The 24,848-nt window shown below is 70.8% G+C and carries 21 protein-coding genes; 7 read left to right on the top strand and 14 right to left on the bottom strand.

Going from position 1 to position 24,848, the window contains the following annotated elements; genetic code table 11:
- The first annotated feature begins 114 nt into the window (after nucleotides 1-114).
- Nucleotides 115-1,434 carry a wax ester/triacylglycerol synthase family O-acyltransferase gene (locus tag HNR02_RS18435; protein ID WP_179774386.1) on the top strand — a complete coding sequence of 440 codons (1,320 nt, stop codon included), beginning with the start codon at nucleotides 115-117 and terminating at the stop codon, nucleotides 1,432-1,434.
- 32 nt (nucleotides 1,435-1,466) lie between these two features.
- The gene (locus HNR02_RS18430; protein WP_179774385.1) at nucleotides 1,467-2,057 is read left to right on the top strand and encodes a 2'-5' RNA ligase family protein; all 591 of its coding nucleotides are present in this window, start codon (nucleotides 1,467-1,469) and stop codon (nucleotides 2,055-2,057) included.
- Between the two features lie 540 nt (nucleotides 2,058-2,597).
- Here the strand turns inward: HNR02_RS18430 and HNR02_RS18425 are convergent.
- From HNR02_RS18425 to gltB, 5 genes are all read right to left on the bottom strand, one after another.
- The gene (locus tag HNR02_RS18425; RefSeq protein WP_179774384.1) at nucleotides 2,598-3,989 is read right to left on the bottom strand and encodes a class II 3-deoxy-7-phosphoheptulonate synthase; all 1,392 of its coding nucleotides are present in this window, start codon (nucleotides 3,987-3,989) and stop codon (nucleotides 2,598-2,600) included.
- 69 nt (nucleotides 3,990-4,058) lie between these two features.
- Nucleotides 4,059-6,221, bottom strand: coding sequence for an MMPL family transporter (locus HNR02_RS18420; RefSeq protein ID WP_179774383.1), 2,163 nt, complete (start codon nucleotides 6,219-6,221; stop codon nucleotides 4,059-4,061).
- A gap of 125 nt (nucleotides 6,222-6,346) precedes the next feature.
- Nucleotides 6,347-7,276, bottom strand: a complete 930-nt coding sequence (locus HNR02_RS18415; RefSeq protein WP_179774382.1) for a trypsin-like serine peptidase — start codon at nucleotides 7,274-7,276, stop codon at nucleotides 6,347-6,349.
- A gap of 114 nt (nucleotides 7,277-7,390) precedes the next feature.
- On the bottom strand, nucleotides 7,391-8,899 hold the full coding sequence (locus HNR02_RS18410; protein WP_179774381.1) for a glutamate synthase subunit beta: 1,509 nt from the start codon (nucleotides 8,897-8,899) through the stop codon (nucleotides 7,391-7,393).
- On the bottom strand, nucleotides 8,892-13,466 hold the full coding sequence (gene gltB, locus HNR02_RS18405; RefSeq protein WP_179774380.1) for a glutamate synthase large subunit: 4,575 nt from the start codon (nucleotides 13,464-13,466) through the stop codon (nucleotides 8,892-8,894). Before gltB ends, HNR02_RS18410 begins: the two co-directional genes overlap by 8 nt.
- Before the next feature lie 532 nt (nucleotides 13,467-13,998).
- Between gltB and HNR02_RS18400 the strand changes: the two genes are divergently transcribed.
- From HNR02_RS18400 to HNR02_RS18380, 5 genes are read left to right on the top strand one after another with little or no spacing between them, the layout of a single operon-like run.
- Entirely contained in the window at nucleotides 13,999-14,922 is a 924-nt protein-coding gene (locus tag HNR02_RS18400) for an ABC transporter substrate-binding protein (RefSeq protein ID WP_179774379.1), read from the top strand.
- Entirely contained in the window at nucleotides 14,915-15,946 is a 1,032-nt protein-coding gene (locus tag HNR02_RS18395; protein WP_179774378.1) for a FecCD family ABC transporter permease, read from the top strand. The genes HNR02_RS18400 and HNR02_RS18395 overlap by 8 nt, the downstream gene beginning before the upstream one ends.
- Complete coding sequence (locus HNR02_RS18390) at nucleotides 15,943-16,719, top strand: ABC transporter ATP-binding protein (RefSeq protein WP_179774377.1); 777 nt, start codon at nucleotides 15,943-15,945, stop codon at nucleotides 16,717-16,719. The genes HNR02_RS18395 and HNR02_RS18390 overlap by 4 nt, the downstream gene beginning before the upstream one ends.
- A gap of 20 nt (nucleotides 16,720-16,739) precedes the next feature.
- Nucleotides 16,740-17,522, top strand: a complete 783-nt coding sequence (locus tag HNR02_RS18385) for an SDR family oxidoreductase (RefSeq protein ID WP_179774376.1) — start codon at nucleotides 16,740-16,742, stop codon at nucleotides 17,520-17,522.
- Nucleotides 17,519-18,586 carry an NAD(P)H-dependent amine dehydrogenase family protein gene (locus HNR02_RS18380; RefSeq protein WP_179774375.1) on the top strand — a complete coding sequence of 356 codons (1,068 nt, stop codon included), beginning with the start codon at nucleotides 17,519-17,521 and terminating at the stop codon, nucleotides 18,584-18,586. Before HNR02_RS18385 ends, HNR02_RS18380 begins: the two co-directional genes overlap by 4 nt.
- Here the strand turns inward: HNR02_RS18380 and HNR02_RS18375 are convergent.
- The 9 genes from HNR02_RS18375 to trpC form a co-directional block, all read right to left on the bottom strand.
- Entirely contained in the window at nucleotides 18,579-18,848 is a 270-nt protein-coding gene (locus tag HNR02_RS18375; RefSeq protein WP_179774374.1) for a hypothetical protein, read from the bottom strand. The genes HNR02_RS18380 and HNR02_RS18375 overlap by 8 nt on opposite strands.
- A gap of 26 nt (nucleotides 18,849-18,874) precedes the next feature.
- A complete protein-coding gene (gene lgt / locus HNR02_RS18370; protein ID WP_312861046.1) occupies nucleotides 18,875-19,816 on the bottom strand; it encodes a prolipoprotein diacylglyceryl transferase in 942 nt (313 codons plus the stop codon).
- A gap of 37 nt (nucleotides 19,817-19,853) precedes the next feature.
- Nucleotides 19,854-20,021: a hypothetical protein gene (locus HNR02_RS18365; protein WP_179774373.1), complete on the bottom strand. Its 168-nt coding sequence runs from the start codon at nucleotides 20,019-20,021 to the stop codon at nucleotides 19,854-19,856.
- Between the two features lie 22 nt (nucleotides 20,022-20,043).
- Nucleotides 20,044-20,604, bottom strand: a complete 561-nt coding sequence (locus HNR02_RS18360; RefSeq protein ID WP_179774372.1) for a Uma2 family endonuclease — start codon at nucleotides 20,602-20,604, stop codon at nucleotides 20,044-20,046.
- Between the two features lie 104 nt (nucleotides 20,605-20,708).
- On the bottom strand, nucleotides 20,709-21,386 hold the full coding sequence (locus HNR02_RS18355) for an MOSC domain-containing protein (protein ID WP_179775987.1): 678 nt from the start codon (nucleotides 21,384-21,386) through the stop codon (nucleotides 20,709-20,711).
- Nucleotides 21,387-21,561: 175 nt separating this feature from the next.
- On the bottom strand, nucleotides 21,562-21,897 hold the full coding sequence (locus HNR02_RS18350; protein WP_179774371.1) for a hypothetical protein: 336 nt from the start codon (nucleotides 21,895-21,897) through the stop codon (nucleotides 21,562-21,564).
- Between the two features lie 92 nt (nucleotides 21,898-21,989).
- Nucleotides 21,990-22,778, bottom strand: a complete 789-nt coding sequence (gene trpA, locus HNR02_RS18345) for a tryptophan synthase subunit alpha (RefSeq protein ID WP_179774370.1) — start codon at nucleotides 22,776-22,778, stop codon at nucleotides 21,990-21,992.
- The gene (trpB, locus tag HNR02_RS18340) at nucleotides 22,775-23,995 is read right to left on the bottom strand and encodes a tryptophan synthase subunit beta (protein WP_218902958.1); all 1,221 of its coding nucleotides are present in this window, start codon (nucleotides 23,993-23,995) and stop codon (nucleotides 22,775-22,777) included. Before trpB ends, trpA begins: the two co-directional genes overlap by 4 nt.
- Nucleotides 23,992-24,801, bottom strand: coding sequence for an indole-3-glycerol phosphate synthase TrpC (gene trpC / locus HNR02_RS18335; RefSeq protein WP_179774368.1), 810 nt, complete (start codon nucleotides 24,799-24,801; stop codon nucleotides 23,992-23,994). The genes trpB and trpC overlap by 4 nt, the downstream gene beginning before the upstream one ends.
- Between the last annotated feature and the right edge of the window lie 47 nt (nucleotides 24,802-24,848).

The raw sequence follows: 24,848 nt of genomic DNA, 5'->3' as shown, positions 1-24,848 counted from the left end.
CGAGTGAGAAATGGGAGCCGTTAGCGCTGCCGAAACAAATGGACTACCGTTTCGTCACGTCCGTTTGCTCAAGTAGCAGGCAATCCCGTGCCACCGACCGTAGAGGGGCAGTCTATGGCTGGTCGTCAGCTCAGTGGGCTGGACGTCGCTTTCCTTTGCCTGGAAGGGGAATCCACCCCCATGCACATGGGGGCCGCGGTGATTCTCCAACCGGACGGACCGATCGATCCCCGTGCAATGGCCGGACTGCTGGTGCGGCGGGCGGCCCGGATCCCGCGCCTGCGGCAGCGGGTCCGCCCGGCGCTGTTGCCGCCGGGAGGCGCGACGTGGGCCGAGGATCCGGAATTCGATCCGCACCGGCACGTGCACGTGCACCGGCTCACGGAGTTCTACGCCGATGATCCTCTCGCCGCATATGCGGCGGAATGGATCGAACAGCCGCTGCCAATGGGCCGTCCGTTGTGGGATCTTCACCTGGTCACCGGACTTCCGGAAAACCGTTTCGCCTTGCTGCTGAAACTGCACCACGCGTTCACCGACGGCGCGGGCGCGTTCGCCGTCGCCGCGGGGCTGCTGGACGAACTGCCGATCACGCGGGCACTCATCGACGCCGCCGACCGGCCCGTCGATCCGCGTTCGCCGCTGGAGGCGTTGCGGGACGGGGTGACCGGGGCGATCAGCCAGGCGGGCGAGAACGCGGCGATCGCGTCGGCGGTCCTGCGGGCCGCGCGCCCGTACCCGACCTCGCCGTTGGGCGCACCGCAGTCCGCCAGCAGGCGGCTCGGGTTCGTCCGGTTGCCGGTGTCGGACATCCGCACCGTCCGAAGTGCCCACGGCGGTACGCCGAACGACGTAGTCCTCGCGGTGCTGGCGGGCGCGCTGCGCGAGTGGATGATCAACCGCGGGCAGCGTCCGAACGCCCGCACGTTGCGCGCGCTGATCCCGGTCAGCATGCGGGCGCGTGCGGGTGGCTGGGGGTCCAACCAGCTGTCCGGGTACCTGTGCGATCTGCCGGTTCACCTGGACGATCCGGTGCGGCGGCTGCGGGAGATCCGGTGGTCGATGAACCGGAACAAGGCGTCGGGGCCGCAGCGCGGGGCCGGTGCGCTGCCGGTGCTGGCCGACCGGCTCCCGCCGGGGCTGCACCGGATGGCGACGAAGGTCGCCGGACGCGCGGCGGGTGTCCTGTTCGACACGGTGATCACGAACGTGCCGTTGCCGAAGCTGGACCTCACCCTGGACGGGGCCCGGTTGAGCGAGATCTACCCGTTCGTCCCGTTGGCGTCACGGCACGCGGTCGGCATCGCGGCCGCGACGTACGCCGACCACGTCCACATCGGACTACAGTTGAACGGTGACGCGGCGCCGGACACCGGTTCACTGCGCGACGCCGTGCTGAAATCGGCCGCTGCTCTGTACGAGCGGTCGATCTAGGCGATCACGGCGGTTTCCGTCATGATGAAGCCATGCCGGTCCCCGACGCGCAGTGGCTTCGCCGTGCCACGAAGAGTGCCATCGTCGTCCCCGTTCCGGAGACCGACCACCTGGTCCGGCATTCCGTGCCCGCACACGTGACGGTGCTGTACCCGTTCGTGCCGCCGGCCAGCATCGACGCGGGAACGGTCGCGGACCTGGAGGCCGCGCTGGTCGGGATCGAATCGTTCGACTGCGCGTTCTCGCAGGTCGGCTGGTTCGGGCAGGATGTGGTGTGGCTGGCGCCGGAGCCGGACGAGCACTTCCGGATGCTGACGCAGGCGGTGTGCGAGCGTTTCCCCGCGCACCCGCCCTACGGCGGCGAGCACCCGGACACGGTGCCGCACCTGACCGTGGCCGACCACCGCACGAGCGATCCGCACACCCGGCGACAGGCGGCCGCCGTCCTGGCTGAGGCACTCCCGATCGCGGCCCGGATTTCGCGGGTGCGCCTGGTGGCCGGGGACGATGCGGAGGGGCCCTGGCGGACGGTGGCGGAGTTCGAGTTGCCTGCGCCGGCGCGGTCCGCCGTGGCTGGCGCTACGCGCGTGGCTCAAGCGCCGGGCTCGCAAGCTCGCAGTTGATTGGGGCCGCCCCGATTTTTGATTTGTTTCTGCGGATCGGGGTGTGGGAGAGGGCCGGGCGGCGGTTGTGCTGCCGCGAACGGCCAACACGGCGCCGCGAACAGCCAACACGCCAGCGGGAGCGGCAAACACGGCGCCCACGCGCCGTGTTTGCCGCTCCGGGCGCCGTGTTTGCCGCTCCGGGCGCCGTGTTTGCCGTTGGGGGCGCCGTGTTTGCTGCTCCGGGACCGGCGCCCGGCAACGGAACGCAACCCACCTCCCGAACCAGCCCTGTCCCGCAACCCGATCCCCAGCCAGCTTTGGCGGTCGATCAGGCGGGTCAAGGTACTCTTTCCCGCCTTGACGCGTCTACTCGGCCGCCAAAACACTGAAAGATCGGGTACGGGAGGGCCACGACGCCGGGCGCGCAGCGCCCAGGCGCCGGGGCGTAGCTTGCGAAGCCGGCGCCTGAAGCCGCGCGCAGCGCAACAACGCGCGCGGCGCCAAACGCCCGGCGCAGCGGCTACATCCGTAACGCCCACACCCGCAGCGGCTACAACATCAACCGCGCAGCATCTCCGCCACCAGGAAGGCCAGCTCCAGCGACTGCTGCGTGTTCAGCCGCGGATCGCAAGCGGTCTCGTAGCGGCCTGCCAGGTCCGCGTCCGAAATCTCCTGCGCACCGCCCAGGCATTCGGTCACGTCCTCACCGGTCAGCTCGATGTGGATGCCGCCCGGGTAGCTGCCCAGCTGGTGGTGCACCTCGAAAAAGCCCTGGACCTCGTCGATGATGCGGTCGAAGTGGCGGGTCTTGTAGCCACTGGAGGACTCGTGCGTGTTGCCGTGCATGGGGTCGCACTGCCAGATCACCTTGTGACCGGTGGCTTCGACCTTCTCCACGATGTGCGGCAGCACCTCGCGGACCTTGCCGTTGCCCATCCGCGAAATCAGGGTGATGCGGCCGGGCTCGTTGCGCGGGTCGAGGCGTTCGACGTACTCCACCGCCTGGTCGGGGGTGGTGGTGGGGCCGATCTTGACGCCGATCGGGTTCGCCAGCAGCTCGGCGAGGGCGATGTGGGCGCCGTCGAGCTGACGGGTGCGTTCGCCGATCCACAGGAAGTGCGACGAGAGGTTGTAGAGCTTCGGGTTGGCCGCGTTGGCGTTGTCCATCCGCAGCATGGCGCGCTCGTAGTCGAGCAGCAGGGCCTCGTGGCTGGCGAAGATCTCGGTGGAGTGCAGCGAGGTGTCGGTGACGCCGCATGCGGACATGAACCGCAGGCCGCGGTCGATCTCGCCGGCCAGGGCTTCGTACCGCTCCCCCGCGGGCGAGGTGCGCACGAAGTCCTTGTTCCAGTCGTGCACCTGGGCCAGGTCGGCCATGCCCGCCCCGGTGAGGGCGCGGACCAGGTTCATCGCCGCGCCGGAGTTGGCGTAGGCGCGGATCATGCGGCCCGGATCGGGCACCCGCAGCTCGGGCTTGGCGACGAGCGAGTTGACGACATCGCCGCGGTAGACGGGCAGGCCGAGCGCGTCGGTGCTGTTGGACCGCGGCTTGGCGTACTGGCCGGCGATGCGGCCGACCTTGACCACGGGCAGGCTGGCGCCGTAGGTGAGAACGACGGCCATCTGCAGCAGCGTGCGCAGGTTGGCACGGATGTGCGGCTCGGTGTTCGACTCGAACGTCTCGGCGCAGTCGCCGCCCTGGAGCAGGAACGCCTCCCCGCGGGCGACCATCGCGAGACGGCTCTGCAGCCGGTCGATCTCGGCGGGCACCGTGATCGGCGGCACGGCTTCGAGCAGGTGACGGACCCGCCCGACCGCGTCGGCGTCGGGCCATTCCGGCTGCTGGGCGGCCGGACGGGACAGGGCGTCGTCCAGCTTGGCACGCAGTTCCGGCGGCAGGGGCGGCAGCTCGGGCAGTGTGTCGACGGGCACGTCCACGGTCCAGTTCACCACCCCAGGATATGGGGTGCGCTGCGACGATCCGCCCCGAGGTGGCAGGGGCCACCCGCGGCGGAAGCCTCAGCCCTGCCGCACGCGCTCGGGCTCCGGCTCCGCGCGGTCACCGTGGCCGGGCCACCACGCGGCGCGGCCGATGAGCGCCGTCAGGCTCGGCACGAAGAACATCGCCATGACGAACGCCGCCACCAGGATCCCGAATGACAGGGCGAACCCCATCTCGGCCAGCAGCGAGTTGCCCGCCAGCATCAGCGCGCCCAGCGAACCCGCGAGGATGACGCCCGCCGCGGCGATTGTCGGGCCCGTGTGACGCACCGCCAGTGCCGCCGCCTCACGCGGGGTGTGCCCGTTCTTCGCCTCCTCGCGCAGCCGCGCCATCATCAGGATGTTGTAGTCCGTCCCGAGCGCCACCACGAACATGTAGATGATCAGCGGGATCATGAAGATCAGGCCGTTCTCGCCGATCACGACCTGGAACAACAGCGTCGTCGCGCCCAGCGTCGCGGCGAAGCCGAGGCCCACCGACGCCATCACGTACCACGGCGACACCACGCTCCGCAGCAGCACCGCCAGCACCAGCATGATCAGCACCGCCGCCACCGGGAACACCACCCGGTAGTCGCGGTTCATCGTGTCCTGGATGTCGACGTACACCGCCGTCTCACCGCCGACCAGCGCCTTCGCACCCGGCGGGGCGGCATCGTGCGCGGCCGTCCGCAGCGGGCCCGCCACGGTGTCGATCGCCGCGTCGGAGCTGGGGTCGTCGGTCAGCGTGACCGCGAAGTTGGCCGTCGCGCCGTCCGCGCTGACCTGCGGCTGCCCGACCTGCCCGACGCCCGGCACCGTCCGCAGCCGCTCGCCGAACGACGGCAGAGCCGACGCGTCCAGCGCACCGCTGTCGCTGTGCAGGTAGACGTTCGTCGGCGACGTCGTGCCCGGCGGCAGCCCGCGCTCCAGCTGCCGCAGGCCGACCTGCGATTCGGCGCTGTCCGGCATCGAGCCCGACGCCAGATCGAACGTCGGGTTGAAACCGGCCAGACCGGACGCCAGCGCGGCCATCACGATCCCGGACACCGCCGCGAACACCGCCGGTTTGCGCCCCAGACCGCGGCCGATCGCCGCGAACCGGGCGCCCGTGGGCTCGGACCGCCACGACTTCGACGGCCAGAACACCCTGGCGCCCAGCAGGGACACCACGGCGGGCACCAGGGTCAGCCCGGCCAGCAGCGTCACCGCGACCGCGATCGCCAGCGACGGGCCCATCGACCGGAAGAACCCGAACAACGACAACGCCATCGACAGGAACGCGATGATCACCACCGCCGCCGCGGACGTGATCGCCTCCCCCACCCGGCTGACGGCCGTCACCATGGCCTGTTTCGGTTCGTCCCCGGCTCGCAGCCGTTCCCGGAACCGGAACATCAGGAACAGGATGTAGTCCGTGCCGACGCCGAACAGCACCACGATGAGGATCGAGGAGATCGAGGCGTCGGTCTGCATGCCGAACAGCTTCACCACCCAGGCGATCAAGCCGTTCGCGATCTGCGACACGATCCCGATCAGGATGATCGGCAGCAGCGCGATCACCGGACTGCGGAAGATCACCAGCAGCAGCAACAGGATCAGCAACACCGTCGCGATGCCGACCACCGCGTCCGCGCTGCCGGAAGCCTCCTGCACATCGAGCTGTTGCGCGACGCTGCCGGTGGTCGCCGCCTTGAGGTCACTGCTTCCCAGCAGCGCCCGGAGTTCGGTGCGGAACTGTTTCGCCGACTCGGTGAGCTGCTGGGCGTTGCCCGACGACAGTTGCGGCATCTTCACGGCGGAGATCTGCACGACGTTGTTCGGCGCCGGGGTCGGCGGCGAGATCAGCTCGACATCGCGCAGGCCCTTGGCCGTCAGCCCGGCCACCACTTCGCCGGTCTTCTGCGTGTCGGCCGCGGTCAGCGGCGCGTCGTCGCCGCGGTAGAAGACGACCAGCATCGACGGGGTGAACGCGGTCGGGAATGCCTCCTGGCCCAGGGTCATGGCCTGGATGGACTCGTAGTCCCGCGGCAGCGCGTCGCTTTCGTCGGTGCTGCGCGGCAACGCCGGCGCACTGGCGATCACCACCACGGCCAGGACGATCCAGGCGCCGATCACCCACCAGGGGCGATGGACGACCAGCCGCCCCAGCCGGGCGAAGGCGCCACGTTCGATGACGGGTTCTTGCCTCGCGGAGGTCATGGCTCATCCTGCAACCGCGAAGCTGAGAACCCTCCTCCGGTCCCCCTGTCGCGGCGCGTCCGCCAGCGTCTCGCCGGGTTTCAGTGCCGAGCGCCGGTTCCGGGCCCCTGGCCCTCGTCGATTGCTTACCGTGCCGAAGCCGCGTCGTAGAGGGCTTCCGCGTCGGCGCCGAAGTACGGGCCGAACATCACGCCGGGCAGGAACGTGTAGCCGAAGCTGTTCACCGAGTTCTGCACGCCGGTGCCGGTCGCCTCGTCGAAGTTCTGGAACCACGGCCCGCCACTGGATCCGCCGGTCATGTCGCACCGCATGCCCAGGTCGTTGCTGCCGAACGCGTCGTTGAAGGTGTTGCCGGCGCAGTAGGTCAGCTCACTGCCGTCGTAGGGCGGCTCCGCGGGATAGCCGAAGCTGTACATCGCCTGGCCGCGGGCCTGGTTGAACGCGATGCCCTGCGAACCGACCACATCCGTGAGGTACTGCCCGCCCTGCGGCGCCACGACGGCGGCACCGACGTCGTAGTTGAGGTCCTCGTTCGCTTCCCACTGCGGCGTCGTCAGTGTCGCCGTCGCGGGCCATTCGCCGTAGGGCGCGTTGCCGTTGTCGTAGCCCGGCACGAAGATCCAGTCGGTGTGCCAGCTGCCCTGGTACTTGACGCAGTGCCCGGCGGTGATCACGACGCTCGAGTTGGCGCTGGTGACGGCGTCCCCGCTGCACGAGGCCGGGGATCCGTTGAAGGTGAAGAAGACCCGGCCCGCCGTGTGGGTGACGTCGCCGCCGCCGGTCCACGGGTCACCGGTGCTCACCTTCGACGCGCGCGACGGGAGCAGCCGCGGCAGGGCCGCCTTGACGTCGCCGGTCAGCTGCTGCGCGTCGGCGACCAGGCCGTCGAGTGGCGTGGCCGAGCGCATCTTGTCGGGCGTCCAGTACTCGGCCGCGCCTCCCCCGAGCGGATGCACCGCCGGTCCGGGGGCCGCGGTGGCCGGAGTGGACAGAACCGCTGTCGCGAGTGCGGCGACCGCCGCGAGGATGCCTGCCCGGAGGCCCGTACGTGTCATGACGCCCACCCCGTCCGTAGTCGTTGCCCCACTGAAAGTAAGGCGGCCACGACTGGGTGAACAATCGGCCGTTCGGACCCGGGGTGAGCCCGAACGGCCGATACGGACGGGTGATCAGACGACGGCGAGCGGCAACGCGGTGGGGTGAACGGGCGCGGGAAGGTCGGAGGCGCCGGTCAGGTAGGCGTCGACCGCGTTGGCCACCGAGCGGCCCTCCGCGATCGCCCACACCACGAGCGAGGCGCCCCGGTGCGCGTCGCCGCAGACGAAGACGCCCGGCGCCTCGGTCTGCCAGTCGGCGCCACACGAGATGGTGCCGCGGCGGGTCAGCGAGATGCCCAGGTCGTCGAGCAGCCGCATGTGCTCCACGCCCTCGAACCCGATCGCGAACAGCACCAGATCGGCCGGGATCTCCTCGACCTCGCCGGTCAGCGGGACAACCTCGCGGCGCCCGGTCTCCGGGTCCTTGGTGACCTTGACCTGCTGCAGCTCGATCGCCCGCACGCGCCCGTTCTCGTCGCCCACGAACCGCCGCACGGCGACGCCGAACTTCCGCTCGCCGCCCTCCTCGTGCGCCGGGTAGGTGCGCAGCACGTACGGCCACGTCGGCCACGGCGAACGCTCGTCGTCACGCGTGGTCGGCGGCATCGGGTACTGGTCCAGCTGGGTGACCGACGCCGCGCCCTGGCGGACCGCGGTGCCGTAGGAGTCGGCGCCGGTGTCGCCGCCGCCGATGATCACGACGTGCTTGCCCCGCGCGTGCACCGGCGACGGCCCGTCGCCCTCGCACTGCTTGTTGGCCGGCACCAGGTGCTCCATCGCCAGGTGGATGCCGTCGAGCTCGCGGCCCGGCGTGGTGGTGTCGTCGCGACCACGCAGCGCGCCGACGGCGAGCACGACCGCGTCGTAGCGCGCCCGCAGCTCCTCGACCGTGATGTCGACGCCGACCTCGCAGCCCGTGACGAACTGAGTGCCTTCCTTCTTCAATTGCGCCAGGCGCTGGTCGAGGTGCTTCTTCTCCATCTTGAACTCGGGGATGCCGTAGCGGAGCAGCCCGCCGAGCCGGTCGTCCCGCTCGAAGATGGTGACGTCGTGGCCGGCGCGGGTGAGCTGCTGCGCGGCGGCGAGCCCGGCCGGACCGGACCCGACCACGGCGACCCGCTGCCCCGAGGCGACCTCGGCGACCTGCGGCTGGGCCAGGCCCAGCTCCCAGGACTTCTCCGCGATCGTGGCCTCGACGCGCTTGATCGCGACCGGCCCGCCGGACAGCGGCGAGATGGACAGCGTGCAGCCCGCCTCGCACGGCGCCGGGCAGAGCTTCCCGGTGAACTCGGGGAAGTTGTTGGTCGCGTGCAGCCGGTCGCTCGCCGCGGCCCAGTCGCCGCGGCGCACCAGGTCGTTCCACTCCGGGATCAGGTTGCCCAGCGGGCAGCCGGAACCCGCCGAGTGGCAGAACGGGATGCCGCAGTCCATGCACCGGGTGGCCTGGGTGCGGACCTGCTGGTCGCGCTCGGCCGCCTCGATGTCGGCATAGACCTCGCGCCAGTCCTCGGCGCGGTCGGCCAGCGGGCGCTTGGACGGCTCGACCCGCTCGTACTTGAGGAAGCCCTTGGGGTCAGCCACGAGACGCCACCTCCATGATCGCCTCGTCGACGTCCCGGCCCGCCGCCTTGGCGGCCCTGGTCGCCTCCAGCACACGCTTGTAGTCGCGCGGCATGACCTTGGTGAAGCTCGCCGAGCGGCGCGGCCAGTCGCCGAGCAGCGACGCGGCGACCGCGGAGCGGGTGAGCTCGTGGTGTCGGGTCACGATGTCCTTCAACCAGTTCAGATCCTCGGGTTCGAGCGCGAGCAGGTCGACCATGTCGCGGTTGACACTGCCCCGGTCGAGGTCGAGGACGTAGCCGATACCGCCGGACATGCCGGCGGCGAGGTTGCGGCCGGTCGGTCCGAGCACCACCGCGCGGCCACCGGTCATGTATTCGAAGGCGTGGTCGCCCACGCCCTCGGCGACGACGGTGGCGCCCGAGTTGCGTACGCAGAAACGCTCGCCGACGTGCCCGCGCAGGAACATCTCCCCCGCGGTGGCGCCGTAGGCCAGCGTGTTGCCCGCGATGACCTGACGTTCGGCGGCGAACGTCGCGTCCGGATGCGGGCGCACGACGATCCGTCCGCCGGACAGGCCCTTGCCGACGTAGTCGTTGGCGTCGCCGACCATCTCCAGCGTGACGCCGCGCGGCAGGAACGCGCCCAGCGACTGTCCCGCCGAGCCCACGAGCCGGATGTGGATGGTCCCGTCGGGCAGGCCCTCGCCGCCGTAGCGGCGGGTGATCTCCGAGCCCAGCAGCGTGCCGACGGTGCGGTTCACGTTGCGCACCGGCAGCTCCAGCCGAACCGGGTGGGCGTCCTCCAGCGCCGCCTCGGACAGCTGGATGAGCGTGCGGTCCAGGGCGTGCTCGAGGCCGTGGTCCTGCTCGCGGATCTTGCGCCGCGCGCCGCCGTAGGGAGTATCCGTCGCCATTTGGAAGATCGGCGACAGGTCCAGGCCGCTGGCCTTCCAGTGTTCGACCGCGTCGTCGGTGTCGAGCATGTCGGCGCGGCCGATCGCCTCGTCCAGGGTGCGGAAACCCAGTTCCGCCAGCAGTTCCCGGACCTCCTGCGCGACGAACCGGAAGTAGTTCACCACGTGCTCGGCCTGCCCGGTGTAGCGTTTGCGCAGCTCCGGGCTCTGGGTGGCGACGCCGACCGGACACGTGTCCAGGTGGCACACGCGCATCATGATGCAACCCGCCACGATCAGCGGCGCGGTGGCGAAGCCGTACTCCTCGGCGCCGAGCAGCGCCGCGACCACGACGTCCCGCCCGGTCTTCATCGCGCCGTCGACCTGCACGGTGATGCGGTCGCGCAACCCGTTGAGCATCAGTGTCTGCTGGGTCTCGGCCAGGCCGATCTCCCACGGCGTTCCCGCGTGCTTGAGCGAGTTCAGCGGCGAGGCCCCGGTGCCGCCGTCGTGACCGGAGATCAGCACGACGTCCGCATGCGCCTTGGACACCCCCGCCGCGACCGTGCCGACGCCGAGGGAGCTGACCAGCTTGACGTGGACACGAGCCTGCTCGTTGGCGTTTTTCAGGTCGTGGATGAGCTGCGCCAGATCCTCGATCGAGTAGATGTCGTGGTGCGGCGGCGGGGAAATCAGGCCGACGCCCGGCGTGGAGTGCCGGGTGCGCGCGATCCACGGGTACACCTTGTTCGGCGGCAGCTGACCGCCCTCGCCGGGCTTCGCGCCCTGCGCCATCTTGATCTGGATGTCGTCGGCGTTGACCAGGTACTCGCTCGTCACGCCGAACCGTCCACTCGCGACCTGCTTGATCGCGCTGCGGCGCTCGGGGTCGTAGAGCCGCTCCGGGTCCTCGCCGCCCTCACCGGTGTTGGAGCGGCCGCCGATGCGGTTCATCGCGATCGCCAGCGTCTGGTGCGCCTCGGCGGAGATCGAGCCGTAGGACATGGCACCGGTGTTGAACCGCTTGCAGATCGACTCGATCGACTCGACCTCTTCAATGGGCACAGCTCGGGACGCCTTTGCACGGAACTTGAACAGTCCGCGCAGCGCGCCACCCTCGCGGGACAGGCGCTGCACCTCGTCGGAGTAGCGGCGGTAGACCTCGTCGCGGCGCGTCTTGCCCGCGTGCTGCAACAGGAACACCGTCTCCGGCGTGAACAGGTGCAGCTCGCCCTCGCGGCGGTAGGCGTACTCGCCACCGGAGTCCAGGCGGCGGTGCACCCGGTCGGTCGGGTTGTCCGGGTACGCGCGGCGGTGCCGGACGGCGACCTCCTCGGCGAGCACGTCGAGGCCGACGCCGCCGAGCTTGGACACCGTGCCGGTGAAGTACTCGTCGAGCAGTTCCTGCGACAGCCCGAAGGATTCGAACACCTGCGCCGCGGTGTAGGCGCCGACGGTCGAGATGCCCATCTTCGACATGATCTTGAGGACGCCCTTGACGAGCGCGCCGACGTAGTTGCGCACGGCCTCGCGCGGCTCGATCCCGGAGATCGCGCCCTGGCCGATCATGTCCTCGATCGTTTCGAAGGCCAGGTACGGGTTCACCGCCGCCGCGCCGTAGCCGAGCAGCAGCGCGATGTGGTGCACCTCGCGGGCGTCGCCGGTCTCCACGACGAGCGCGACGCGCAGCCGCTCCTTGGTGCGCACCAGGTGGTGGTGCACCGCGGAGACCAGCAGCAGCGACGGGATCGGCGCCATCTTGTGGTCGGAGTCCCGGTCGGACAGCACGAGCGTGCGGGCGCCGGCCGCGATCGCCTCGGACGCCTCGCGGCGCACCCGCTCGACCGCCTCCGCCAGCGCCTTGCCGCCGCCGTCCACTTCGAACAGTCCGGACAGGACGGTGCAGGCGAAGCCGGGCAGATCGCCGTCGTCGTTGATGTGGATGAGCTTGGCCAGCTCGTCGTTGTCGATGACCGGGTACGGCAGCTGGATGTGGCGGCAGGACGCCGGACCGGGGTCGAGCAGGTTGCGCTCCGGGCCCATGATCCGGCTCATCGACGTGACCAGCTCTTCGCGGATCGCGTCCAGCGGCGGGTTGGTCACCTGCGCGAAGTTCTGCTTGAAGTAGTCGTAGAGCTGGCGCGAGCGCTTGGACAGCGGCGCCGGCGGCGTGTCGGTGCCCATCGAGCCGAGCGGCTCGGCGCCCTTCTCCGCCATCGGCGCCAGCAGGATCTTGAGCTCCTCCTCGCTGTAGCCGAAGGCCAGCTGACGGCGCAGCACCGAGTCATGACTCTGCGTCACGTGGTCGCGGTCGGTCAGGTCGGCCAGCTGCAGCAGTCCGGCGTGCAGCCACTCCTCGTACGGGTGCTGCGCGGCCAGGTGCGCCTTGACCTCGTTGTCGGCGACGATGCGGCCGCCTTCGGTGTCCACGAGGAACATGCGGCCCGGCTTGAGGCGGCCCTTGGCCACGACCTGGTCCGGCGGCACGTCCAGCACACCGGCCTCGCTGGCCAGCACGACGCGGTCGTCGGCGGTACGCCACCACCGGCACGGGCGCAGGCCGTTGCGGTCCAGCACCGCGCCGACGAGCGTGCCGTCGGTGAAGGTGACGCACGCCGGGCCGTCCCACGGCTCCATGAGGCTCGCGTGGAACTGGTAGAACGCGCGCCGCCGGTCGTCCATGGTGGCGTGGTTCTCCCACGCCTCCGGGATCATCATCAGCACGGCGTGCGGCAGGCTACGGCCGCCCAGGTGCAGCAGCTCCAGCACCTCGTCGAAGGACGCCGAGTCCGACGCGTCCGGCGAGCACACCGGGTACAGGCGGGTCAGGTCCCCGGGGATGACACCCGAGTCGAGCAGCGCCTCGCGGGCCCGCATGCGGTTGCGGTTGCCGCGGATCGTGTTGATCTCACCGTTGTGCGCGACGAACCGGAACGGGTGCGCCAGCGGCCACGACGGGAACGTGTTGGTGGAAAACCGGCTGTGCACCAACGCGATCGCACTGGTCATCCGCGTGTCGCGGAGGTCGCCGAAGAACGCCGGGAGCTGCTCGGGCGTGAGCATTCCCTTGTAGACCATGGTGCGCGAGGACAGCGACGGGAAGTACGTGCCGCATTCGGCGACCACCGTGTCGTGCTCGCTGCGCTTGCGCAGGCAGAAGGTGAGCCGGTCCAGTTCCACACCGGACGGGCGGACGCCCTCGGCGTCGGGTTTGCCCGCCACGAAGAGCATCGCGAAGTGCGGCATGACCGAACGTGCGGTGGGGCCGATGTCCGCCGCGTCCGCGTCGACCGGGACCTCGCGCCAGCCCAGCACTTCGAGGCTTTCCTCGTCGGCGAGGCGCTCGATCAGGGCGACGGCCTTGCCGCGCGCCTCTTCTTCGGCGGGCAGGAACGCGATGCCGGCGGCATAGCGGTGGTGGCCCCGCGCGTCGGGTTCGGGCAGCTCGAAACCGGCCTCCTCGCGGAGCAGCCGGTCGGGCAGCTGCACGAGGATCCCGGCGCCGTCGCCGGAGGTCGGTTCGGCGCCCGCGGCGCCCCGGTGGTCCAGGTTGATCAGCGCCGTCAGCCCGTCCGTCACGATGGCGTGGGTGCGGCGGCCCTGGATGTCGGCCACCATCGCCACACCGCAGGAGTCCTGCTCCTGAGCAGGGTCGTACAGGCCCTGCTTGCCCGGGTTGGCGGAGAAGATCATGCGGGGACCTCCTTCGTCGTCTCTTTGCTCAGTTCGGAAAGTTCCCCCGGTACTGCGGCAGGGACGACGATGGCCCTTGGATTAGCGCGACCTTAACACCCAGGAAACATGACAGCACCCTCTCGGAGTGTGGATTTTCTCATCCGATCGGTAACGATCTGGCTGCGAGGAACGACATCGTTCTTGATGGGCTGCGTTCGGCGCGCTGTGCCGAGTCTACGCGGGCCGAGTCGGCGCGCGATCCCATCAAGGTTACGTGAACACGGCGGGAGAAGACCAGATTCGCCGGTGGTAGCGTTCCTCACGCTGGTCAGCGGCTTGCCGGCCAGTGGCGTGACGGTGGCGAAACCGGTGGGAACCCGGTGCTGTGCCGCAACTGTGATGACCCGGGTGCGCTCCGTGCACACCCGGTCGAGCCAGGTCGACCGTCGCCGCGCCGACGCCTTTGCCCCCGGCTCAGGGGTGCGGCGTCCGTTACGCCTGGGTGCGGGACGGGGCCCCGTGACGCCGGACGGAAACCCGAGGTTTTCCTGTGTTCCGTCGTTTCGCACCGTTCCTGGCGGTGCTTCTCGTCCTGACCGGCTGTGCCACGCGCCCGTCCGAGGACTCCGCGTCACCGCCCGAAACTCCGGGCACGTTCCCCGTCACCGTCTCCGCTCCCGGCGCACCCGCGGTCACAGTCGACGCCCAGCCGCGGCGGATCGTCTCGCTGTCCCCGTCGGCCACCGAGACACTGTTCGCCCTCGGCGCGGGCCCGCAGGTCGTCGCCGTCGACTCGGCGTCCACCTATCCCGAGCAGGCACCGAGAACCGCGTTGTCCGGCCTGAGCCCGGACCCCGAGGCGATCGCCGCGTACCAGCCCGATCTCGTCATCGTCTACGCCGACACCACCGGACTGGCGGACGCGCTGGCGAAGACCGGCACGAAGACGCTGCAGATGCCCGACGCCAAGACGCTCGACGACGCCTACGCGCAGTTCGTCGCGCTGGGCAAGGCGACCGGGCACCAGGCCGAGGGCGAAAGCCTGGCGCGCCAGGCGAAGGACGACATCGACAAGATCGTCGCGGACACCCCGAAGCGGTCACTGTCCTACTACTGGGAGCTGGACCAGACGTACTACAGCGTGACGTCGGCGACGTTCGTCGGACAGGTGCTGTCGCGGTTCGGGCTGACCAACATCGCCGACGGCACCGATCCGGACGCCTCCGGCGGCTACCCGCAGCTGTCGGCCGAACGCGTCCTGCAGTCCGACCCCGATCTGATCTTCCTGGCCGACAGCAAGTGCTGCGGCCAGAGCGCGCGGACCGTGGCCGCGCGCCCTGGCTGGAACACCTTGACCGCGGTTCAACGCGACCAGGTGGTCGCGCTGGACGATGACATCGCCTCGCGCTGGAGCCCGCGCATCGTCGATCTCGCCCGGACGGTCGCCGACGCGATCGACAAGGCCGGTGCCTGACACCCGGACGCGGCTGCGGGCACCGGTCCTGGTCACCGGGATCCTGGTGCTCGTGGCCGTCCTCGTCTCCGCGGTGCTCGCCGGCGCGAGCGATCTGGGCTGGCAGCGGGTGCTCGCCGAGTTCTGGGCCCAGGTCACCGGCGGGCAGTCACCGCTGTCCGCCCGGGAGGCGGCGATCGTGTGGCAACTGCGGGTGCCGCGCGTACTGCTGGCGGCCGTGGTCGGCGCGGCGCTCGCGGTGTCCGGGGCGACCTTCCAGGGCGTGTTCCGCAACCCGCTCGCCGACCCGTACCTGCTGGGCGCCGCGGCGGGCGCGGGCATGGCGGCCACGCTCGTCGTCGTGCTCGCCCCGTCGGTCACCGGCTGGGTGGTGGGCCCGCTGCCGCTGGCCGCGTTCGCCGGGGCGATCGGCGGGGTCGGGCTGAGCTGGCTGGTGGGGCGCTCGGCGGGCGGCGGGGGCACGAGCACGCTGCTGCTGGCCGGGGTCGCGGTCGCGTCCTTCCTCACCGCGATCCAGACGTTCACGCAGCAGCTCAACACCCAGACGCTGCGGCAGGTCTACACGTGGATGCTGGGCGGGCTGAGCGTCAGTGGCTGGCGCGAGGTCGCGATCGCGGTGCCGTACGTCGCGGTCGCGGCGGTGGTGCTGTGCCTGTCCGCGCGACTGCTGGACGTGCTCACGCTCGGCGACGCGGAGGCGGCGTCGCTCGGCTTGCGGCCGGGCCGGATCCGGCTGGTGGTGCTGGCGGCGGCGTCGCTGGCGACCGCGGCGGCGGTGTCGGTGAGCGGGCTGATCGGGTTCGTCGGGATCGTGGTGCCGCACGTCGTGCGCATGCTCGCCGGCGCGAGTCATCGCGTGGTCATCCCGTTGTCGCTGATCGGCGGCGCGGCGTTCCTGGTGCTGGCCGATCAGGTGGCGCGCACGATCATGCCCGGCGAACTGCCGCTCGGGGTGGTCACGGCGTTCACCGGGGCGCCGTTCTTCGCGTGGATCCTGCGTTCGTCGCGACGGAGGGTGTCATGACGGCGCTGTCGTTGCGTGCGCTGCGCTCCGGCTACGGCGATTGTCCTGTCGTGCACGGGGTTTCGGCCGAGGTGCCTGCCGGCGGCTGGCTGGCGATCGTCGGGCCGAACGGTGCCGGGAAGTCCACTGTGCTCAAAACGGTGGCCGGTCTCCTGCCCGCCGGGGGCGAAGTGCTCGTCGACGGCCGGTCACGTCTGTCGCGAAAGGACCTTTCGCGCATCGTCGGGTACGCGCCGCAGGACCCTTCGCTGCCGGTGGGCCTGACCGTGACGGACTACGTGCTGCTCGGCCGGACCCCCCATCTGGGCCTGCTGGCACGGGAGAGCCGGCGCGATCTGTCCATTGTGGAAGAGGTGCTGACGCGCCTGGACCTGTCGGAGCTGGCCGGACGCCGGATGGACATGCTCTCCGGTGGCGAACGGCAGCGCGCGGTGCTGGCCCGCGTGCTGGCGCAACGGGCGAGCCTGCTGCTGCTCGACGAGCCGACCACCGGCCTCGACCTCGGGCACGCGCAGGCACTGCTGGAACTGATCGACCGGTTGCGGCGCGAGGACGGCATCACGGTGGTGTCGACCCTGCACGACCTGACGTTCGCCGCGCAGTACGCCGACCAGGTCCTGCTGCTCGACGGCGGCCACGCGGTCGCCACCGGCCCGCCCGCCGAAGTGCTCACCGCCGCAGCGCTGGCCCGCTACTACGGCGCGACGGCGGAGGTGAGCACGACGGAGCGCGGGGAACTGGCCGTGCTTCCGACCCGCCCCGGAAAGAAGTAGAACCTGTTACAGTCGGGCGCATGATCCTCGAGCGTTTCCGGGTGAACGGCAGGGTCGCCGTCGTCACCGGCGCCGGGCGCGGGATCGGCGCGGGCGCAGCCGTCGCGCTCGCCGAAGCCGGCGCGGACGTGGTGATCTCCTCCCGCACGAAATCCGACCTCGACACCGTCGCCGGACGGGTCGCCGCGACCGGCAGGCGGGCGCACGTCGTGCCCGCCGATCTCAGCGATCCGGCGGCCGCGGCCGCGCTCGCGCAGGCCGCGGTCGGCGAGTTCGGCCGCATCGACATCGTGGTGAACAACGTCGGCGGAACCTATCCCCGCCCGCTGCTGGAGACCACCCCGGACTTCCTGGAGGAGGCGTTCCGGTTCAACGTCTCGACCGCCCACGCCCTCACCAGCGCGGCCGCCTCCCTGATGACCGACGGCGGTGCGGTCGTGAACATCTCCTCGAACATGGGCCGTGTCGCGGGGCGCGGGTTCGCCGCCTACGGCACCGCCAAGGCCGCGCTCGCGCACTACACGCGCCTGGCCGCCTACGACCTCGCGCCGCGGATCCGGGTCAACGCGATCGCCGTCGGGTCGGTGGCGACCTCGGCGCTGGCAGTCGTGGTGGACAACCCGGAGATCAAGGCCAAGATGGAGGGCGACACGCCGCTGCGCCGGCTCGGCGAGGTCACCGACGTCGCCGCGGCGATCGTCTACCTGGCCTCGCCCGCCGGTTCGTTCGTCACGGGAAAGGTGCTGGAAGTGGACGGTGGACTGCAGGCGCCCAACCTCGAACTCGGGCTGCCGGACCTATGACGTACCGGGTGGTGCAGTGGAGCACCGGCAACGTGGGGCGGCACGCCATCGCGGGCATCGACGCGCATCCGGAGCTGGAACTGGCCGGGGTCTGGGTGTCGAACCCGGACAAGGCCGGGAAGGACGCGGGTGAGCTGGCCGGGCTGGGCCGGTCGCTCGGCGTCGAGGCGACCACCGACGCCGACGCGTTGCTGGCCCTGAAACCGGACTGCGTCGTGTACACGGCGATGGCGGACGACCGGTTGGGGGAAGCGCTGGCCGACTTGCAGCGGATCCTGCGGGCGGGGGTGGACGTCGTGTCCAGCAGCCCGGTCTTCCTGCAGTTCCCGGACGGCGTGGTGCCCGGGGAGGTGTCCGGACCGGTGCGCGCCGCGGCCGCCGAGGGTGGCGCGTCGCTGTGGGTCAACGGCGTGGACCCGGGTTTCGCCAACGACTGGCTCCCGCTGGTGCTGACCGGTGTGTGTGAACGGATCGACGAGGTGCGCTGCTTCGAGATCCTCGACTACTCGACCTACGACAACCGCAAGGTCGTCTTCGACATCATGGGTTTCGGCGGCTCACTCGACGAGACGCCGATGCTGCTGCAGCCGGGTGTGCTGTCGCTGGCGTGGGGCAGCGTCGTGCGTCAGCTGGCGGCCGGGCTGGGCGTCGAACTGGACTCGGTGGAGGAAAGCTTCGAGCGGCTCCCCGCGCGTTCGACGTTCGAGATCCCGAGCGGCACGATCCGCGAGGGCACGGCCGCCGCGCTGCGGTTCGAGGTGCGCGGCATGCGGGGCGGCCGCCCGGTGTGCGTGCTGGAACACGTGACACGGCTGCACCCGGATCTGGGACCGGACTGGCCACAGCCGTCCGGCCGGGGCTGCTACCGGGTGCAGGTGACGGGCGAACCGAACTACACGATGGACCTGCGGCTGGTCGGCACGGACGGCGACCACAACACGGCTGGCCTCAAGGCCACGGCGATGCGCCTGGTGAACGCGATCCCCGCGGTGGTGGCGGCACCGCCCGGGCTGCTGACGGCGCTGGACCTGCCGCTGGTCACCGGCCGCGGGCTGGTCAGTTGAACGATTCGGCGATCCCGATGCCGATCATCGTGCCGATCACGGCGATCGTGACCAGCCCGAATACGCTCGCCGCGAGCAGGCCGGTGCCGAAGGAACGCCAGGTGGTGTGTTTCAGGAGCCAGCCGGTGACGAGTGCGGCGAAGGTGACGCCGATGAAGACGTTCGCGTACTCCGGCGGGCGCCACCCGAGGTAGTCCTCGTAGGTGACGAGCGCGACGACGGCCAGCAGCCCGGTCGCCAGCGCGAAACCCAGGAGCGCCATCCTGGGCTTCGGCCGGCCCAGGCCGGTCACTCCTGCCGGTCGCCGACTTTGCCGTCGTCGGCGGCGGGTTCGTCGTCCCTGCCGCGCAGGCGTTCCGGCTCCTCGCGCGGCCCGCGGCGCCGGGCGAGGAAGAAGTAGACCATCGCGCCGAGGAAGACCAGGCCCGACACCCAGGTGTTGACCCGCAGCCCGAGGACATGCGTCGCGTCGTCGGTGCGCAGCAGCTCGACCCAGAAACGGCCGAGGGTGTACCCGGCGACGTAGAGCGCGAACGCGCGGCCGTGACCCAGCTTGAGCCTGCGGTCGGCGTAGACGACCAGTGCCGCGATGAGCAGGTTCCAGATCAGCTCGTACAGGAACGTCGGGTGCACCGGGCTGTCGGCCAGCGGGATGTTCCCGAACGCGATGCCGTTGGGTCCCTGGTCGGGGATCGTCGGGTTGTTCGGGTCGAAACGCTGGTAGATCTCCAGACCCCAGGGCAGTGTGGTGTGCGCGCCGTAGAGTTCCTGGTTGAAGTAGTTGCCCAGACGGCCGATCGCCTGCGCGGCCACGATTCCGGGTGCGATCGCGTCGGCCATCGCCGGCAGCGGCACACCCTTGCGGCGGCAGCCGACCCACGCACCGACCGCGCCGAGAGCGATCGCGCCCCAGATGCCGAGGCCGCCGTCCCAGATGTAGAGGGCCTTGACCGGGTCCTTGCCCTCGCCGAAGTAGCGCCACCAGTCGGTGATGACGTGGTAGAGGCGCCCGCCGACGAGGCCGAACGGCACCGCCCACACGGCGATGTCGACGACCGTGCCCTTCGTGCCGCCGCGCTGCACCCAGCGCCGGTCACCCCACCAGATCGCGAGGACGATGCCCGCGATGATGCACAGCGCGTAGGCGCGGATCGGGATCGGTCCGAGGTGCCAGACGCCACGGTCCGGGCTCGGAATCGTCGCGAGGAACACAGCCGAGGCGGAATTCACGTGGTCACCGTAACGTGCGCGGTGTGCGGTGCGTGTCTCAGCCCGGGCGGTTGAGCGCGGCCGAGCCGAGCGCGAGGACGCAGCCCAGCCCGAAGATCGCGGTGAGGTACCACGGGCCGCCCCGGGTCACGTTCCAGACGGCGATCAGAGCAGCCAGCACGGCGACGACGAGATTGCGCACTTGAAGGGGAGACGGCCTGGCCACGACCCCAGCCTGCCACGCGGGTTCAGCGCGTGAAGTCGAGGGTGGCCTCGAAGGGTTCGGTGAAGCTGAGCCTGCCGTCCTCCCCGCGCGCGCTTTCGCGGTACTCGCCCTCGGCCAGCTCGAACAGGACCGCCTGCCCCGCCGGATCGACGACCAGGTAGAAGGGCACGCCGGCCTCCGCGTAGAGCTGGCGTTTCAGCACCCGATCCAGCATCCGGCTCGACGGCGACACGATCTCCGCCGCCAGCAGGACATCCCGCGCCCGGTAATAGACCGTGTCCAGGTCCGGCGTCGTGACCACGGCCAGATCCGGAATCAGCAACCGCTGCCCGGGCAGCCGGACGTTGATCCCGGGCAACAGCTCGGTTCCGGACGGCAGCACCGGCAGCAGCGCGATCTGGAGCCGCTGCAGGATCCGTTGGTGACCCGACTTCGGCGCCGGGCTCACGAGCAGCGCTCCGTCGACCAGCTCGATGCGACTGCCGCGTTCCTCGGGCAGTTCGAGCGCTTCCTCGACGGTCCATGGATCGTCGTGCCACGGCACGAGACAGTCCGGTTTGACCGGTTCAGCTGGTGCTGCCACGGCTCACCTCCGTTCCCGCCGCAGGCCCTCTCCGGCCAGTGCGGCAGATCGTCCCCCGGTTCACTCGCACTGCGAGAGCAGTCTCCCGACCGGGTGCGACAGTCCTATCCCGCGGACGCGGCGCGGCGTTCCAGGGTGCGGTGCACCTTGCGCATGTCGTGCTCCGGCAGGGCTTCCGCCACCGTCAGCTCCGGCAGGAGGTCCGGCTCCGTGGTGAACGCCCGGAACACCGTCCCGATCGTGACGCCGTGGCCGGGTCGTGACAGCACCTCGACGGAATTCCCGGCCTGCACCGGGCCGGGTTCCAGCACCCGGAAATACGCGCCGGGCACCGCGCGGCGGGTGAAGGTCTTGACCCAGCCACGTTCACCGAGCCAGCCGGCGAACGTCCGGCACGGGATGCGCGGGCAGGACACCTCCAGCACCAGCGACTCGCCGACCCGCCACCGCTCGCCGATCACCGCACCGGTCAGGTCGAGGCCGGTCGTGGTCAGGTTTTCGCCGAACACGCCCGGCGGCAGATCGCGGCCCAGTTCCGCGGCCCACGCGTCGAGGTCTTCCCGCGCGTACGCGTACACCGCCTGGTCGTCGCCGCCGTGGTTGCGCAGGTCGCAGATCCGGTCGCCGGCCACGCCGCTTCCGCCGGTTCCCCGCGCTCCCGGCGCGGCCACCGCCACCGGCCCGTCGACGGGACGTTTGTCGATACCGGTGACCCCGAGGTCGGCCTCCGCCAGCGCCCGTTCCGCGCCGATGTTGACCGAGAGCACCTTCCCCGCGCTCATCTCCGGCGGAACCGGTCGGTCGATGTTCACCTGCGCGAGTTCATGGTCCATACGGCCAGTCTGCCGATCAGCCGGGCCGGAAGCTACGTGTTGTGGACGAAGTCGCCCCGGTGGTCCCGCGCCCACTGCCGGAAGGTGCGCGGCGCATGCCCGGTCACGGCCTCGACGGTGCCCGTCAGCGGTGCCGGTTCGCTGAGCCGCGATTCCCACGCGCGCAGGATCGCGTCGTACACCGGCGCCGGGATCGGGTGCGCTCCCTGGCCTCGTCCGGGGTCAGTTCCCGGACGGCGATCCGCTGCCCGAGCACGTCCCCGAGGATGTCCGCCTCGTGGATCGCGCCGACCCGCGCGTCCGGGAACGGCGTGTACACGGCCGACTCGGCGCTGGACTCGACGACCGCGGACGAGGACAGCAGCACGACGCGGTCGACGCCCGCCGCGAGCGCCGCCTTCGCGAACTCGTCCAGGCCGTGCGGGCGCGCGCACCAGTGACAAGGATCGTCATTTCCCACAACTTTGCTGTGCAAGCAAAGCTGTCGAAGCAGGCGGAGACACGTCAAGGGCCGCGTCTCCCGGAGGAAACGCGGCCCTGCGCGAAGAAGGATCAGGCCGTGGCGACCGTCTGGCGGACGCCCTCGGCCAGCTCGCCGGTCAGCGCGTGCACCGGTCCGGTTCCGCCCGCCGCGGCCGACACCAGCGCCGACCCCACGATCACGGCGTCCGCGAACCCGCCGATCTCGGCCGCCTGCTCGCGCGAGCGCACCCCCAGCCCGACGCCCACCGGCAGATCGGTGTGGGCCCGAGTGCGGCGCACCAGCTCGGAAGCATCGCTGCTCACCTGGTCACGGGCACCCGTGACACCCATGACCGCGGCGGCGTAGACGAACCCAGAACACGCCCGCGCCGTCAGATCGATCCGCTCCTCCGACGACGACGGCGCCACCAGGAAGATCCGGTCCAGACCGTGCTTCTCGGATGCGGTCGTCCATTCGGCCGCCTCGTCCGGCACCAGATCCGGCGTGATCATGCCCAGGCCACCGGCAGCGGCCAGATCGCGCGCGAACGCCTCGACCCCGTACCTGCGCACCGGGTTCCAGTACGTCATCACGACCGCGCGGCCACCGCGGGCCGCCACCGACTCCACGACCTCGAAGGTGTCGCGCAGCCGGAAACCGTTCTTCAGCGCGGCGTCCGCGGCGAGCTGGATAGTCGGGCCGTCCATCACCGGATCGGAGTAGGGAACGCCCACCTCGACGAGGTCCGCGCCGGCGTCCAGCATGGCGGCGAACAGGTCCTTCGAGCCCGGCACGGTCGGGTAGCCCGCGGGCAGGTAGCCGACCAGCGCCGCCCGGCCCTCGCTCTTCGTCCCGGCGAACAGCTCCGACAGGCTCACGACTCGTCCACCAATCCGAAGTACTTCGCGGCGGTGTCCATGTCCTTGTCGCCGCGGCCCGACAGGTTGACCACGATGAGCCCGTCGCGGCCCAGCTCCTGGCCGAGCTGGATCGCCCCGGCCAGCGCGTGCGCCGACTCGATCGCCGGGATGATGCCCTCCGTGCGGGACAGCAGCGCGAACGCGTCCATCGCCTCGGCGTCGGTGACCGGTCGGTACTCGGCGCGGCCGCTGTCCTTGAGCCAGGAGTGCTCGGGGCCGACGCCCGGGTAGTCCAGGCCGGCGGAGATCGAGTGCGACTCGACGGTCTGGCCGTCCTCGTCCTGCAGCAGGTAGGACACCGCGCCGTGCAGGTTGCCCGGGGTGCCCTTGGTCAGGGTCGCGCCGTGACGGGTGCCGTCGAGGCCCTCGCCGCCGGGCTCCAGGCCGACCAGGCGCACGTCCGGATCGTCGATGAAGCCGTGGAAGATGCCGATCGCGTTGGACCCGCCGCCGACACAGGCCGCGACCGCGTCCGGCAGCCGCCCGGTCTGTTCGAGGATCTGCGCGCGCGCCTCCTCGCCGATGATCTTGTGGAAGTTGCGCACCATCACCGGGAACGGGTACGGGCCCGCGGCGGTGCCGAAAATGTAGTGCGTGGTGCCGGAGTTGGTGACCCAGTCGCGCAGCGTCTCGTTGATCGCGTCCTTGAGCGTGCGCGAACCGGACTTGACGGGAACGACCTGAGCGCCGAGCAGCCGCATCCGGGCCACGTTCAGCGCCTGCCGCTCGGTGTCGACCTCGCCCATGTACACCACGCATTCGAGGCCCATCAGGGCGCATGCGGTGGCGGTGGCGACGCCGTGCTGGCCCGCGCCGGTTTCGGCGATGACCCGCTTCTTGCCCATCCGCTTGGTGAGCAGCGCCTGGCCCAGCACGTTGTTGATCTTGTGGGACCCGGTGTGGTTGAGGTCCTCGCGCTTGAGGAAGATCCGCGCGCCGCCCGCGTGCTCGGCGAAGCGCTCCGCCTCGGTGAGCAGCGACGGACGGCCGGCGTAGTCGCGCAGCAGGCGCTTGAACTCGGCCTCGAAGTCCGGGTCCAGGCGCGCCTTGTCGTACTCGGCGGACACCTCGTCGACGACGCCGACCAGGGCCTCCGGCATGAACCGGCCGCCGTAGGGGCCCCAGTACCCACGCTCGTCGGGGTCGTGCGCGCCGTGCTGCTCGTGCTCGCTCATCGGCTCGGCCTCGGGCACGCGGGATGCGAACCGGCGGTGACCAGCTTCATCAGCGCGCCCTTCGGGTCACCGGACGCCACCAGCCCCTCGCCGACCAGCACCGCGTCGGCACCGTGCCCGGCGTAGGCCATCAGGTCACCCGGACCGCGGACACCGGACTCGGCGACCTTCACGGTGTCGAACGGCAGACCCGGCGCGAGGCGGCCGAAGACGTCCCGGTCGACTTCGAGGGTGTGCAGATTGCGGGCGTTGATGCCGATGACCTTGGCCCCGGCCTCGAGCGCGCGGTCGGCCTCCTCGGCGTTGTGCACCTCGACCAGCGCGGTCATGCCCAGCGACTCGACTCGGTCGAGAAGGGCGATCAGCGCGTTCTGCTCCAGCGCGGCGACGATCAGCAGCACCAGGTCGGCGCCGTGCGCGCGGGCCTCGTGCACCTGGTACGGGCTGACGACGAAGTCCTTGCGCAGGATCGGGACGTCGACCACCGCGCGGACGGCGTCCAGATCGGCCAGCGAACCGCCGAACCGGCGCTGCTCCGTCAGCACGCTGATGACGCGCGCGCCCGCGGCCGCGTAGTCCTTCGCGAGCGAGGCCGGATCGGGGATGTCGGCCAGCTCGCCCTTGGACGGGCTGCGCCGCTTGACCTCGGCGATGACGCCGATCGACGAATCCCGCAGTGCCGACACGCCGTCGCGGGGCGGCGGCGCCTGCGCGGCGAGACGCTTCAACTCGTCGAACGGGAGCGCCTTCTCACGCTCGGCGAGATCCTCCCGGACGCCGGCGACGATGTCTTCGAGAACGGTCACGGCACAACCTCACCGGTTGTCGCACATTCACTCGAAAGCTGGCTCAC

The organism is Amycolatopsis endophytica (genome assembly GCF_013410405.1).
GTDB lineage: Bacteria > Actinomycetota > Actinomycetes > Mycobacteriales > Pseudonocardiaceae > Amycolatopsis_E > Amycolatopsis_E endophytica.
Note: the sequence above shows the minus strand (reverse complement) of the source record. Positions and strands in the feature narration are given on the sequence as shown.

Coding starts and splice junctions, on each gene's coding strand:
- HNR02_RS18420 (WP_179774383.1), bottom strand. CDS start 6,221: ATGACCTCCGCGAGGCAAGAACCCGTCATCGAACGTGGCGCCTTCGCC.
- HNR02_RS18430 (WP_179774385.1), top strand. CDS start 1,467: ATGCCGGTCCCCGACGCGCAGTGGCTTCGCCGTGCCACGAAGAGTGCC.
- gltB (WP_179774380.1), bottom strand. CDS start 13,466: ATGATCTTCTCCGCCAACCCGGGCAAGCAGGGCCTGTACGACCCTGCT.
- trpB (WP_218902958.1), bottom strand. CDS start 23,995: ATGAGCGAGCACGAGCAGCACGGCGCGCACGACCCCGACGAGCGTGGG.
- HNR02_RS18355 (WP_179775987.1), bottom strand. CDS start 21,386: ATGAGCGCGGGGAAGGTGCTCTCGGTCAACATCGGCGCGGAACGGGCG.
- HNR02_RS18380 (WP_179774375.1), top strand. CDS start 17,519: ATGACGTACCGGGTGGTGCAGTGGAGCACCGGCAACGTGGGGCGGCAC.
- HNR02_RS18435 (WP_179774386.1), top strand. CDS start 115: ATGGCTGGTCGTCAGCTCAGTGGGCTGGACGTCGCTTTCCTTTGCCTG.
- HNR02_RS18385 (WP_179774376.1), top strand. CDS start 16,740: ATGATCCTCGAGCGTTTCCGGGTGAACGGCAGGGTCGCCGTCGTCACC.
- HNR02_RS18390 (WP_179774377.1), top strand. CDS start 15,943: ATGACGGCGCTGTCGTTGCGTGCGCTGCGCTCCGGCTACGGCGATTGT.
- HNR02_RS18415 (WP_179774382.1), bottom strand. CDS start 7,276: ATGACACGTACGGGCCTCCGGGCAGGCATCCTCGCGGCGGTCGCCGCA.
- HNR02_RS18375 (WP_179774374.1), bottom strand. CDS start 18,848: ATGGCGCTCCTGGGTTTCGCGCTGGCGACCGGGCTGCTGGCCGTCGTC.